The organism is Streptomyces sp. NPDC051320, assembly GCF_040682175.1.
GTDB lineage: Bacteria > Actinomycetota > Actinomycetes > Streptomycetales > Streptomycetaceae > Streptomyces.
In genome coordinates, this window is sequence record NZ_JBFBAL010000016.1 from 32,940 (window position 1) to 45,849 (window position 12,910).

General features: G+C 70.9%; 13 protein-coding genes. 9 read left to right on the forward strand and 4 right to left on the reverse strand.

Annotation, left to right across the window (positions count from 1 at the left end; translation table 11 throughout):
* Positions 1-10: 10 nt before the first annotated feature.
* Positions 11-739: a nucleotidyltransferase domain-containing protein gene (locus tag AB0M87_RS28490; RefSeq protein WP_365857905.1), complete on the reverse strand. Its 729-nt coding sequence runs from the start codon at positions 737-739 to the stop codon at positions 11-13.
* Positions 740-854: 115 nt separating this feature from the next.
* On the opposite strand from AB0M87_RS28490, the gene aroH reads away from it, so the two are divergent.
* The 5 genes from aroH to der all read left to right on the forward strand — a co-directional run bounded on the left by aroH (position 855) and on the right by der (position 5,277).
* Positions 855-1,217: a chorismate mutase gene (aroH, locus tag AB0M87_RS28495; protein WP_365857907.1), complete on the forward strand. Its 363-nt coding sequence runs from the start codon at positions 855-857 to the stop codon at positions 1,215-1,217.
* Positions 1,214-2,299: a prephenate dehydrogenase gene (locus tag AB0M87_RS28500; RefSeq protein ID WP_365857909.1), complete on the forward strand. Its 1,086-nt coding sequence runs from the start codon at positions 1,214-1,216 to the stop codon at positions 2,297-2,299. The genes aroH and AB0M87_RS28500 overlap by 4 nt, the downstream gene beginning before the upstream one ends.
* Before the next feature lie 100 nt (positions 2,300-2,399).
* Positions 2,400-3,116, forward strand: coding sequence for a (d)CMP kinase (gene cmk, locus AB0M87_RS28505; protein WP_365857911.1), 717 nt, complete (start codon positions 2,400-2,402; stop codon positions 3,114-3,116).
* On the forward strand, positions 3,074-3,763 hold the full coding sequence (locus AB0M87_RS28510) for a lysophospholipid acyltransferase family protein (RefSeq protein WP_365857913.1): 690 nt from the start codon (positions 3,074-3,076) through the stop codon (positions 3,761-3,763). Before cmk ends, AB0M87_RS28510 begins: the two co-directional genes overlap by 43 nt.
* 65 nt (positions 3,764-3,828) lie before the next feature.
* Positions 3,829-5,277 (forward strand): ribosome biogenesis GTPase Der, encoded by a 1,449-nt coding sequence (gene der / locus AB0M87_RS28515; protein WP_365857915.1) that lies wholly within the window; start codon positions 3,829-3,831, stop codon positions 5,275-5,277.
* Position 5,278: 1 nt separating this feature from the next.
* Here the strand turns inward: der and AB0M87_RS28520 are convergent, their stop codons facing one another.
* Both AB0M87_RS28520 and AB0M87_RS28525 read right to left on the reverse strand, forming a co-directional pair.
* A complete protein-coding gene (locus tag AB0M87_RS28520) occupies positions 5,279-5,611 on the reverse strand; it encodes a hypothetical protein (protein ID WP_365857917.1) in 333 nt (110 codons plus the stop codon).
* Between the two features lie 170 nt (positions 5,612-5,781).
* Positions 5,782-6,585, reverse strand: coding sequence for a hypothetical protein (locus AB0M87_RS28525; RefSeq protein ID WP_365857919.1), 804 nt, complete (start codon positions 6,583-6,585; stop codon positions 5,782-5,784).
* 175 nt (positions 6,586-6,760) lie between these two features.
* Between AB0M87_RS28525 and AB0M87_RS28530 the strand changes: the two genes are divergently transcribed.
* The 3 genes from AB0M87_RS28530 to AB0M87_RS28540 all read left to right on the forward strand — a co-directional run bounded on the left by AB0M87_RS28530 (position 6,761) and on the right by AB0M87_RS28540 (position 9,613).
* Positions 6,761-8,044 (forward strand): glycosyltransferase family 4 protein, encoded by a 1,284-nt coding sequence (locus tag AB0M87_RS28530; RefSeq protein ID WP_365857921.1) that lies wholly within the window; start codon positions 6,761-6,763, stop codon positions 8,042-8,044.
* A complete protein-coding gene (locus AB0M87_RS28535; protein ID WP_365857923.1) occupies positions 8,041-9,000 on the forward strand; it encodes a transferase in 960 nt (319 codons plus the stop codon). The genes AB0M87_RS28530 and AB0M87_RS28535 overlap by 4 nt, the downstream gene beginning before the upstream one ends.
* Positions 9,001-9,397: 397 nt before the next feature.
* On the forward strand, positions 9,398-9,613 hold the full coding sequence (locus tag AB0M87_RS28540; RefSeq protein ID WP_365857925.1) for an I78 family peptidase inhibitor: 216 nt from the start codon (positions 9,398-9,400) through the stop codon (positions 9,611-9,613).
* 46 nt (positions 9,614-9,659) lie between these two features.
* On the opposite strand, the gene AB0M87_RS28545 is transcribed toward AB0M87_RS28540, so the two are convergent.
* Complete coding sequence (locus AB0M87_RS28545; RefSeq protein ID WP_365857927.1) at positions 9,660-10,751, reverse strand: phosphatase PAP2 family protein; 1,092 nt, start codon at positions 10,749-10,751, stop codon at positions 9,660-9,662.
* Between the two features lie 453 nt (positions 10,752-11,204).
* Here AB0M87_RS28545 and AB0M87_RS28550 point away from each other — a divergent pair, with 453 nt between their 5' ends.
* Complete coding sequence (locus AB0M87_RS28550; protein WP_365857929.1) at positions 11,205-12,866, forward strand: MFS transporter; 1,662 nt, start codon at positions 11,205-11,207, stop codon at positions 12,864-12,866.
* Positions 12,867-12,910: the final 44 nt, after the last annotated feature.

A 12,910-nucleotide genomic window follows, 5' to 3' on the forward strand; every position in this document is an offset into this window, starting at 1 on the left:
ATGGCTCGGCTCAGGCCCCCATGCGCTCCACGACTTCGTCGTACGGACCCGGCTGGAGCGCTGACCTCCGCCGGGTCCGGAACAGGAAGTCGCCGACCCGCGCACGGTCCGGCTCCGGCGGCAGCGCGGTACGGGCGGCCGCCTCGTCACACTCGTCGGCGAGGCGGCCCATCAGCCGCTCGATCTCCGGCCACGGCACCTCGCCGCGTTTCACCGCGAGCAGCCGATCCCGGTCATCGCCGACGTCGATCACCAGCGAACCGGTCCGCAGCAGGTCCCGGCAGCCGGCCATCAGCCGCAGCAGGTGCATGGCGTGCTTCCAGCGCGGGGCGCCGTACTGCCGTACATCGGCCGTCAGCTTCTTGCGCTGGCCCAGCGCGCAACGGGTGAAGGTGCGGTGAACGGCCCGGGAGAGGAACGCGTCGCGCAGCGCCAGCAGCTCTCGGCCGGTGGCGTCGATGTGCTCGACGAGCGGGGAGTGCAGGCACTCCAGGATGTTCGGGTTGGCCCGCAGCGCCAGCTCGCAGAAGCGCTCCAGCTCCCAGGAGAACTGCTCGTCGGCCGGCCCCTCCACATGGGTCGGCGGCTTGTCGAAACGCCAGAACGACGGGGTCGGCGCGAGGAAGACGCCACGACGGTCGGTGTCACTGGAGTCGGTGGCGAGACCGAAGGCGCGCGAACCCATCACACAGGCGTAGACGGTGTGGTCGCGCACCAGCGCTTCCGGAGTGAGTCGCATGCGCGAGAGGCTACGCGAGACGCCCGTCCGTCTCGGAGGGCGGTCGCGGCCGCCGCAGACCGGGTCGGCTGACTACTCTGAACCGAGCAGCGCAGCACAGAACGAGGAGCACGACGTGGCGGTACGAGCGGTCCGGGGCGCGGTCCAACTGGAGCGGGACGAGGCCGGACACCTGGAGGAGCAGGTCGGCGCCCTGCTCACGGCTGTACTGGAACGCAACGAACTCACCCTGGACGACCTGATCAGCGTCTGGTTCACCGCCACCCCCGACCTGCACAGCGCCTTCCCGGCGGCCGCGGCCCGCAAGCTCGGCATGGTCGACGTCCCGCTGATCTGCGCGCAGGAACTCGACATCGTCGGCGCCATGCCGCGCGTCGTGCGGATACTGGCCCACATCGAGAGCGACCGGCCCAAGGCCGAGATCGCGCATGTCTACCTCGGTGCGGCCGGGGCGCTGCGCAAGGACATCGCCCAGTGAGGACCGCCCTCGTCATCGGGACCGGCCTGGTCGGCACCTCCGCGGCGCTGGCACTGGCCGGGCGCGGGATCACCGTGCACCTCGTCGACCACGACGCGGCCCAGGCACGCACCGCGGCCGCGCTCGGCGCGGGCACCGACGAGCCGCTCGAAGGGCGGGTGGACCTGGCCGTCGTCGCCGTGCCGCCCGCCCACGTCGCCAGGACACTGGCCGACGCGATGCGCCGGGGCGTGGCCCGGGCCTACCTGGACGTCGCCAGCGTCAAGGGCGGACCGCGCCGGGAACTGGAAGCCATGGGCTGCGACCTGGCGCCCTACATCGGCACCCACCCGATGGCCGGGAAGGAGCGCTCCGGCCCGCTGGCCGCGACCGCGGACCTCTTCGAGGGCCGGCCCTGGGTGCTGACCCCGACCCCGGACACCGACACCGAGGTACTCAATCTGGCGCTGGAGCTGGTGGCGCTCTGCCGGGCGGTACCGGTGGTGATGGACGCCGACGCGCACGACCGGGCCGTGGCGCTGGTCTCGCACACTCCGCAGCTGATCTCCTCCATGGTCGCCGCCCGCCTCGAGGAGGCGGACGAAACCGCCGTGCGACTGTGCGGCCAGGGCATCCGGGACGTCACCAGGATCGCCGCGTCGGACCCACGGATGTGGATCGAGATCCTCTCGGCGAACCCGGGACCGGTCGCTGACGTGCTGGCCGGTATCGCCGATGACCTGGACGAGACGGTCCGGGCGCTGCGGGCGCTGCAGTCGTCGGACGAGCAGAAGCGGCGCAGCGGTGCCGGCGGCATCGAGGACGTACTGAAGCGGGGCAACGCAGGCCGGGTGCGGGTGCCGGGCAAGCATGGTGCGGCGCCCGCTTCGTACGAGGTGGTGGCCGTTCTGATCAGCGACCGGCCAGGCGAGCTGGCCCGGATCTTCGCGGATGCCGGACGAGCCGGAGTCAACATCGAGGACGTGCGGATCGAGCACGCGACGGGCCAGCAGGCAGGCCTGGTCCAGCTGATGGTGGAGCCGAGCGCGGCCTCCGTGCTCTCGGCGTCGCTGAGGGAGCGGGGCTGGTCGCTGCGGCAGTAGTGGGGGCTGCGCCGGACGGCGTAACGGGGTGGCCGGTCCAGCCAGTAACCTTGGGCTGGGCGCATCGGCGTCCCAGCCAGACTCCCCGTGAAGCAGGAAGGTGTCCGTCACCGTGGAAACCGCCGCCCGGATCGCCCCGGCAGCAGTGATCGTCGCCATCGACGGCCCCTCCGGCACGGGCAAGTCCAGCACCTCGAAGGCAGTGGCCGCCGCGCTCGGGCTGAGTTACCTGGACACCGGCGCCCAGTACCGGGCGATCACCTGGTGGATGATCAGTAACGGCATCGACGTCCAGGACGCGGCAGCCGTCGCGGTGGCCTCGGCCAAGCCGTCGATCGTCTCGGGTACCGACCCGCTGTCCCCGGCCATCACGGTCGACGGGGTCGACGCCTCGGGGCCGATCCGCACCCAGGAGGTCACCGCCAAGGTCAGCGCGGTCAGCGCGGTTCCCGAGGTGCGGGCCCGGATCACCGAGCTGCAGCGTTCCATCGCCGCCGCGGCGGCCGACGGCATCGTGGTCGAGGGACGGGACATAGGGACCACGGTCCTGCCCGACGCCGACCTGAAGGTCTTCCTGACCGCCTCTCCGGAGGCCCGGGCGGCCCGCCGCAGCGGCGAGCTCAAGGGCAAGGAAGCCGCTGACCTGGCCGCCACCAAGGACGCGCTGATCAAGAGGGACACGGCCGACTCCAGCCGCAAGACCTCGCCGCTCGCCAAGGCGGACGACGCGGTCGAGGTGGACACCACGGAACTGACCCTGCAGCAGGTCATCGAGTGCGTCGTCACCCTCGTCGAGGAGAAGCAGGCCGCCAAGTGACGGCACCCGCGCTACGTGGCGCCGCCGTAGGGCGCGGCATCGGCATCGGGCTGATGTACGGGCTCTGGCGGCCCCGCGTCCTCGGGGCCTGGCGGGTCCCGGCGAGCGGTCCGGTCATCCTGGCGGTGAACCACGCGCACAACATCGACGGACCCATGGTGATGGGGACAGCGCCCCGGCCGGTGCATTTCCTGATCAAGAAGGAGGCGTTCGTCGGTCCCCTCGACCCATTTCTGCGCGGGATCGGGCAGGTGAAGGTGGACCGTGCGATCGCCGACCGGGCAGCGATCACGCAGGCGCTCGGCGTGCTCGCCGACGGCGGGGTCCTCGGGATCTTCCCCGAGGGCACCAGGGGCGAGGGCGACTTCGCCTCCCTGCGGGCAGGGCTCGCGTACTTCGCGGTGCGCGGCGGTGCGCCCATCGTGCCCGTCGCCGTACTCGGCAGCCGGGAGCGCCGTGGCGGGCGGTCGGCGCGGGGCGCACTGCCCCCGTTGCGCAGCCGGATCGACGTCGTCTTCGGGGACGCCTTCGACGCGGGGGACCCACATGGGCGGCGTACTCGCAAGGCGCTGGACGACGCCACCGTACGGATCCAGCAGCGGCTGACCGGCCACCTGGAAAGTGCCAGGCGCCTCACCGGGCGCTGAGTGAGACTTGAGTAGTGGACCGCGCAACCGCGGTCCATCGATGACGTACAAGAGGAACGGACTTCATGAACGACCAGCACGACCACGGAGCACTCGGCGATGCCGAGTACGCGGAGTTCATGGAGCTCGCCGCGGAAGAGGGCTTCGATGCCGAAGACGTCGAAGGCGCTCTCGAAGAAGCCTCGCACGGCCCCCTGCCCGTCCTCGCCGTCGTCGGCCGGCCGAATGTCGGCAAGTCGACCCTGGTGAACCGCATCATCGGCCGCCGTGAGGCCGTGGTGCAGGACAAGCCGGGCGTCACCCGCGACCGGGTCACCTACGAGGCCGAGTGGGCCGGACGCCGGTTCAAGGTCGTCGACACCGGTGGCTGGGAACAGGACGTGCTCGGCCTCGACGCCTCCGTCGCAGCCCAGGCCGAGTATGCGATCGAGGCGTCCGACGCGGTGGTCTTCGTCGTCGACTCGACGGTCGGCGCCACCGACACCGACGAGGCCGTGGTCAAGCTGCTGCGCCGGGCGGGCAAGCCCGTCGTGCTCTGCGCCAACAAGGTCGACGGCCAGAGCGGCGAGGCGGATGCCACCGCGCTCTGGTCGCTGGGCCTCGGCGAACCGCACCCGGTCTCCTCGCTGCACGGCCGCGGCACCGGCGACATGCTGGACGCCGTGCTCGAAGCGCTCCCCGAAGCGCCGGCCCAGACCTTCGGCAGCACCCTCGGCGGCCCGCGCAGGATCGCGCTCATCGGCCGACCGAACGTCGGCAAGTCGTCACTGCTGAACAAGGTGGCGAAAGAGGACCGGGTGGTCGTCAACGAGATGGCGGGGACCACCCGGGACCCGGTCGACGAGCTGATCGAGCTCGGCGGCGTCGTCTGGAAGTTCATCGACACGGCCGGTATCCGCCGCCGCGTGCACCTCCAGGAGGGCGCGGACTACTACGCGTCGCTGCGTACCGCCGCCGCCGTCGAGAAGGCCGAGGTCGCCGTCGTGCTCATCGACGCGACCGAATCCATCAGCGTGCAGGACCAGCGCATCGTCACCATGGCCGTCGAGGCGGGCCGGGCGATGGTTCTCGCGTTCAACAAGTGGGACAACCTCGACGAGGAGCGCAGGTACTACCTGGAGCGCGAGATCGAGACCGAGCTGGGCCAGGTCGCCTGGGCACCGCGGGTGAACATCTCCGCGCGCACCGGACGGCACATGGAGAGGCTGGTCCCGGCGATCGAGACCGCCATCGAGGGCTGGGAGACCCGGATCCCGACCGGCAGGCTGAATGCCTTCCTGGGGGAGATCGTGGCCGCGCACCCGCACCCGGTCCGCGGCGGCAAGCAGCCGCGGATCCTCTTCGGAACGCAGGCCGGCACGATGCCGCCGCGTTTCGTGCTGTTCGCCTCGGGCTTCCTGGAGGCGGGTTACCGGCGCTTCATCGAGCGCCGGCTGCGCGAGGAGTTCGGCTTCGAGGGCACACCGATCCACATCTCGGTGCGGGTGCGCGAGAAGCGCGGGCGTAAGAAGTAGTTCAGGTGGCCCTGCGCGGGCCGGGCGGCAGCGCTGCCGGGACGTGGGTCCCGGCGGACTGCCGCTGCCAGAACCCGGCGTTCTCCGCGGGCCGGTGACCACTGCTGTGCGGGCCGCCGGTGTGCAGACCCGCACTGTGCGGACCGGTGCCGTGCAGACCGGTCCCGTGGAGACCGCTGCCGTGCTGCCCGGTGCCGAAGGCGGTGAAGCCGGTGTTCTCCTCATTGCTTCGGTCGCCGGGAAGAGTCCGGAAGGCTCTGCGGTATTCGGAGCAGAGCGCGTCGTAGATCGGTGTGGCCGAGCGGCTGCTCGACATGTCCTGCGACGGGCGCATGGCGGGAATCTGATGGTACGGCTGGCGGCTCGGCTCGTATGGGTGCACACAGGGCAAACGATCAGGTCGCTCGCGGGATGCGGTGCAGAGCGTAATGGTTTCTTCTGCCCGAACATGCCGATAACCCCCGGTACCGGCATGCTGCGGCCGGGGGTTGCCGGAAGGGCTGCTCAGGTACCGGCCAGCGGCAGGGCGGCGGCGACCAGTGCGCCCCGCATCGCCGCTCGGTCCAGGGCGTCCCGCAGCAAATCCTCACGCCCCTGCTGGCCGATCGAACCCACCGGCGCCGCATAGACGAGCACGGTGTGCGACTTGTTGGCGGCCGCGCGCCAGTCATCGGTGACGTGCAGCGGCTGGTGGGCCTGCCACCAGGACACCGGGCTGCCGCCGCCGGTGCCCGGCTGCAGGATGGCGTGCAGCTGACCCATGGCGAGCAGTACGGACCAGCCGGGCAGGGCGGCCGGCACCTGGTTCAGATCGCCGATGGGGCGAAAGCCCTGTTCGTTGAGGAGCTGGAGGAACTCGTCCCCGGTCTCCGGGGAGCCCGGGCGGACTACGGGCGCGGTCGGTTCGACGACCAGCGCGGGATGGAGTTCGCCCTCGATCAGCACCAGGCCACTGGTGATGCCCAGCACGGCCTGCTCCGCACCGGCGGCGACCGGGGATGCGTGCGCCGGTCCTGCTGCCGCCGCCGGACCTTCGCCGGTGATGCTCCGCACAGCACCCTGCAACTGCGTCTCGGAGACCCTCACCACCTGTGAGGGGATACAGGTGGCGTGGGCGAAGGCGAGCACAGCGGTTTCGTCGCCGACGAAGAGCACGGTGCTGGTGCGTTCCTGCGCGGAGTCTCCGGGGGTTCGGCAGGAGGTGCAGTCGTAACTACCGGAGGCGTTGTCGCCGGCGAGCAGCTGATCAGCTTCTTCGTCGCCGATCTCGGCACGTACGTCCTGGCTGACGTCGAGCATGCGCGGCACGGGTGGCTCCTCGAACTCGGTTCGTGCGCCGGGAAGTTCCCGGCTATCAAGAGAACAACGGGCGAGCCGTGGCCGGGGTCACGCGTAAAGGCGAACGCAATCGAAAGTTCCCGGCTGCCCAGGTACAGTCCATTCACAGCAGTCACATGAGAAACACGGGGGATGCGGCGGCGACATGCACATTTCGTTCATGCTTCACAACGCCTACGGCATCGGCGGCACCATCCGGACCACCTTCACCCTCGCCGAGACGCTCGCCGAGCAGCACGACGTGGAGATCGTGTCGGCCTTCCGCCATCTCGACCGGCCGACCCTCGGCGCACCCGCCGGCGTGCGGATGAGCCACCTGGTGGATCTGCGGAAGAACAGCAGGAGCTATGACGGCGACGATCCGGAACACTCCAGCCCGGCGACCGTCTTCCCCCGTGGCGACAACCGCCACCGGCAGTACAGCCGCCTGACCGACGCGCGGATCGCCCGTTACCTGAAGACCCTGGACGCCGATGTCGTCGTCGGTACCCGTCCCGGCCTGAACGTCCACATCGCCCGCCAGGTGCGGCGCGGGCCGGTCCGGGTAGGTCAGGAGCACCTCACCCTGGACAGCCATGGCGGACTGCTGCACCGCGAGATCCGACACCGCTACGGGCTGCTCGATGCCGTGACCACTGTCTCCGAGGCCGACGCGGAGGCTTACCGTCGCCGACTGGCGATCCCCGGTCTGCGGATCGAGGCCATCCCCAACAGTGTTCCCGAGCCCGGACTCCCGCCCTCCGACTCCACGGCCCGGTGGGTGGTGGCAGCAGGGCGGCTCACCGAGACCAAACGGTTCGACCTGCTGATCCGGGCCTTCGCCGGGGTGGTCGCGGTACGCCCCGACTGGCGGTTACGCATCTATGGCAGCGGTGACGCGAGCGGGAACGAGAAGAGCAGTCTGCGCGCTCTCATCAATGAGCTCGGCCTCTACAACCACGTGTTCCTGATGGGGCCGGCCAACCCGATAGAGCCTGAATGGGCCAAGGGATCGGTGGCCGCGGTCACCTCACGTCTGGAGTCCTTCGGGATGTCCATCGTCGAGGCGATGCGCTCCGGACTGGTTGTCGTCTCCACCGACTGCCCGCACGGTCCCCGCGAGATCATCAGCGACGGCGTCGACGGCCGGCTGGTGCCGGTCGGTGACACCGGGGCGATCGCAGCAGCACTCCTGGAGGTGATCCAGGACGACGGGCTGCGCCGCCGGATGGGCCGGGCCGCCAGGCAGAACGCGGCCCGCTTCGATCCGGCCTTGATCGCCGGACGTCACGAGGCCCTGTTCGCCGAACTTCTCGCCGCCCGAGGAGGCACCCGGCCGCGCAGCGCCCTGCACGACGGCCTGAGCCGTGCCCGCGGCACGCTGCTCGGCAAGGCGTACGCACTGAGCAGCCAGGTTGCCGCACGGGCACGCAAGGGGAGAGTCGCATGAGCCGGACCGACACGGCACCGCAGCCGTCCGCTGACTGCACGGCCGACGCCGAGGGCGCGCTCACCTTCGAACTCACCGTTTCCGACGGCACCCTTCCCGACGGCACGGTTTCGGACGGCACGGTTTCGGACGGCACGGTTTCGGACGGCACGGTTTCCGACGTCACCGCGTCCCGCCCCGCGGCACTGGTGCTGAAGCGCCGCAGCAGCGACGACCGGGTCACGCTGGCGCTCACCGCGACCGGCGACGGGCGGCTGCGCACCGTGCTGAGTGCCGGTGTCGAACTCGCGGAGGGCCGCTGGGACGTGTTCGCGGAGTGTGGCTCCGAGGGCGAGCGACGCATCGACCCCGGCCTGCGGGACCTGCGGATGCTCGTCGACCGGATGCCGCCCGCCGCTGCCCGGACGGTCGTCGCCCGGGTGCCGTACCGGACCGTCAACGGGAAGCTCTCGCTGCGCTGCTGGATGCGCTCGCCGCACGCGGAAGCGGGCGAGCTCACCGTGCGGGACGGGGCGCTCACCGTGCGCGGACAGCTCTACGGGTCCGTACTCGGCGCACACGCCGCCGTGCAGGCCCGGCTGCGCGGCGCGCGGGGCCACGTGCACCGGGAGGCCGTGACGGGCGATGCGGACGGTGGCTTCAGCTGCACCCTGCCGTACCGGCCGCTGGCCGGGGACGGAGCGGCGGAATCCCGGTTGTGGGACCTGTCGCTGCTGCCCGAGGGGCCGAACGGGCCGGAGATCCGGATCAGCAGGATCCTCGACGACCTCGCCGACCGGAAGAGCGTCTTCGTGTATCCGCCGTCGTTCTTCGCCGTCACCGACCGGGGCAGTGGTGAGGGTGACACGGATGCCGGTGGCGATGGGCGGGGCGGTGCGGACCCGGTCGCGCGGGCTGCCCCGTACTACACCGTGGACAACGACCTCAGCGTGCGGGTGGACTTCCGGTCGCGCTGACCGGGCGCCCCCGGTGCCCGGCGGCGTCCAGCAGGTGGGCGGTGCGGATTTTCATGCAGGGCGTGAGGATCGTGTAGGGAATCCGTGAATTCGTGCCGGGCCGGATCTCCGTCCGCGGCATTCCGAGGTGGCTGGTCCGACGGAAATTCGGCGGTGTCTTCCTCGGTATGCCGCACGGCGCCCAGGGCTGAATTACCGGAGAGTAATCCACGCCGTGTTCGCCCGATGTTCTTCTCGGATTTTTCTTTGTACTGAAGGCCCATTCGGGTGAAGACGTCGAGGCCGAAGAGTGTCGTGGTCCTGTGACAGAAGCGTGACGCGTCCGCGGTACCGTCGTGCCGCCCCGGCCGGGGCGCCGCGCTTTTCCCGTGGCGTCGGGGCGCCTACGGTGGGTGCCATGTCACCCATTCCGGACCCTCCCGTACAGCCTGACGACGATCCCGACAGCTATCTGGGCCTCGACGGCGCACGCGCCGAGGAACTGGCCCGTGAGCGCGGATGGTCCACAGTGAGATCCCTGCCGCCGGGTTCGGTCATCACCATGGAGTTCCTGTCGGGCCGGCTCAACTTCGAGGTCACCGACGGCACGGTCACCCGCTGCTGGCCGGGCTGATCCACCGGACCGGCGAAGCCCGGTCGGCCCGCTTCCGGCGGATTCCCTACGAGGGTGCGCCGGGTACCGGGCGGGCCTGGCTGCCCCGGGGGGTGCGCTCGGCGTGCGAGGGCCGACGGCTGACCACCGGCGTCCCCGGCGTCCGCTCGGAGCGGGGCGTGTGCGGCCGCGGCGACTGCGTAGCGGTGGGATACGCCGCGGTGGTATGGGGCGCCGTGAGATGCGGTGCGGTGAGATGCGATGAGCCTCTGGGAGCGGGCGAGTGCCCGGCGGCGCCCGCCGGCTCCAGGACCGGATCCTCCCCGGCCGTGCCCGCGGAGCGGGGGTCCCCGGCAGGGGAGAGCGCGGACCCGACGGCGACCGGGACGGGCACCGGGGACGGGGTGGTGGTCCCGCGAACCCGCCCGCGTTCGCGCAGCCGTGCCCGGAAGGCCAGTACCGCCGTCTCGGTGCGGCCGATCAGCGGCTCGCACCAGGGCAGTCCCAGCAGGATCAGCAGCCCGGCGGCCCAGCCGAGCAGCACATCGCTCAGCCAGTGGGTACCGAGGTAGACGGTCGTCGCGCCGACGCCGAGGGCCAGCGAAGCCGAGCCCACCGAAAGCCAGCGCCTGGCCGTCGGCGTGGTCGCCAGATACGCGAGGATTCCCCAGGTCACCACGGCGTTCGCGGTGTGCCCGGAAGGAAATATATCGCCGCCCGCGAAGAGCTCGGCGGAACCGATCTGGGTGGCGTAGTGCGGGCCGAGGCGCCCGAGCCCGAGCTTGACCGCGCCCACGGTGACATTGAGGAGCAGCAGAGCGGCGCCCAGGGTCAGCAGGGGGCGCAGCGTGTGCTGGCGCCAGGAGCGCCAGCCCAGCCAGGCCATGACCATCACCGCGGTGGGGCCGCGCTGGCCGAGCACCACGAAGTAGTCGAGGAAGGCATGCAGCTGCGGCCACTGCTGGTAGGGCCGGAAGAGCATGACCTTCCAGTCCAGCTCCACGAGCCAGGACGTGGTCAGCACGGCCACCACGATGGCGAGATAGAACGCCAGCGTCGCGCCCAGCAGGGCCACCCGGTGCCGGCTCATTCGCGGGATCTCCAGCCGCGGTGGCTCGGGCTCCCGGTCCAGGCGGGCAAAGATTCGGTCGATACGCACCCAATCGACGTTACAGCGGGCGAGTGTCGCGCCTGGCCGTTCCGGTCTCTTTGTGATGACGATGTGATGTGGACTATGTCTCACGGCCCGGCTTATTCCAACGCAATGTCGAATAGGGGGCGGCGGTTGTCGCCTTATGTGAGAAAGCTTCTTACTTTCGCTTTATCAGACCTGCGGTAAAGGCTTTTTTCTGGGGTGATTCACGCGGAATCCTCCCGTCGTCCGCGCTCGGCGCGGGGAGTTTTCAAGATCACCCCCAGCGGTGCCGTACGGCGTACGGCAGGGCGTCGAGGCTGCCGGTGAGAGATGGGCCACAGGATGCCGGCGAGGTGTCGCGTACGCTGGCGACTCACTCGCCCGTCGACGCCGGGCCCCGGTGGACGCACGCCGTCCCCGCAGGTCCGCCGGGTGCGAGGGACCACTGTGGGAGGTACGTGCATGCCAGGGACGTCCATGACCGGCAGGCGCACACGCGCCGGTGCCGCCGACGGTGCCAACCGCTGGACCGTCCTCGTCGTCCTCTGCGTCAGTCTGCTGCTGGTCGCGCTGGACGCCACCGTTCTGCATGTCGCCGTTCCGGCCGTCACCGAGGACCTGCGTCCCAGCGCCGTCCAACTGCTCTGGATCGTCGACGCCTATCCGCTGGTCTGTGCCTCCCTGTTGATCCTCTTCGGCACCCTGGGCGACCGGGTGGGCCGCCGGCGCGTTCTGCTGATCGGCTACGGGCTCTTCGGTGCGGCCTCGGCCGCCGCCGCGTTCGCGGCCGGCCCCGAGATGCTGATCGGGGCCCGCGCCCTGCTCGGCATCGGCGGAGCGATGATCATGCCGGCCACGCTGTCGATACTCCGTGCGGTATTCCCGGACCGCCGGGAGCGCGCGGTGGCCATCGGGGCCTGGACCGCGGTGGCCGCTGTCGGTGCCGCCATCGGACCGGTCCTCGGCGGTTTCCTGGTCGAGAACTTCCGGTGGGGTTCGGTCTTCCTCATCAACGTCCCGCTGGTGCTGGTACTGGTGCCGGTGGCCCGCTGGCTGCTGCCCGAGTCGAAGGGCGGCGCCGACGGCCCGTGGGACGTGCTCGGTGCACTGATGGCAGCGGCCGGGGTGCTCGGTGTGGTGTTCGGCGTGAAGCGCATCGGCGCCGGCGAGGCGCTCTTCGGCCCCGAGACGCTGGCCCCGCTGGTCGTGGGCCTCCTGTTGCTTGTGCTGTTCGTCCGGCGGCAGGAACGCCGGGCGCACCCGCTCATCGACATGCGGATGTTCTCCCGGCCGACCTTCACCACCGCGGTCGGCTGCATCGTCCTCGCCATGCTGGCGCTGGTCGGCCTGGAACTGATAGCGGTCCAGTACCTCCAGCTGGTGCTCGGCCTCAGCCCCCTCGCCACCGGGCTGCGGCTGCTGCCGCTCACCTTCGCCGCCATCACCGCGGGCGTCACCGGCTCCTGCGCACTGCGCCGGATCGGACCGCGCCGGATGGTCAGCCAGGGTTTCGCGCTCACCGCCGCCGCGGTGCTCTGTCTGGTGACCATGGGTGACCACGACCGGCCGTGGCTGCTCACCGTCGCCTTCGTACTGCTCGGTTTCGGACTGCAGGCCACGCTCTTCGGTGCCTACGAGTCGATGCTCAGCGATGCGCCCGCGGACCGGGCGGGCGGCGCCGCGGCGATCGGCGAGACCGCCTACCAGCTCGGTGCCGGCATGGGCATCGCCCTGCTCGGCAGCGTCATGAACGCGGCCTACGGGCCCGCGCTCGCCACGGTGCCCGGCGTTCCCGCGGCCGCCAGCGATCAGGCGTCGAACTCGCTCGGTGAGGCCTACCAGGTGGCCGGGCATCTCGGTGGTCCGGCCGGCGAGACCTTGCGCACCGCGGCTCGCGGAGCCTTCGTCCACGGGCTGCATGTGACGCTTGTGGTCAGTGCGGCGCTGCTGCTGTGCGGCGCGCTGGCCGCGCTGCGACTGCCGCGCGTGATGGAATGCGGGGCTGCGGACGAGCCCGTCACCCAGGCCTCCGCGCCGGCCGGCGAGACCGCCGCCAAGGCATCGGTGCCGGCCCAGGCGCCGCCGCGGCTGCGACGGGCGCCCGCCGAGGCAGCCGGGTCTGGACGGGCGGCGCGTTGAGCCGTAACGTCGCCCGCAGGCTGTAACTAACACTGCTAGTTTTA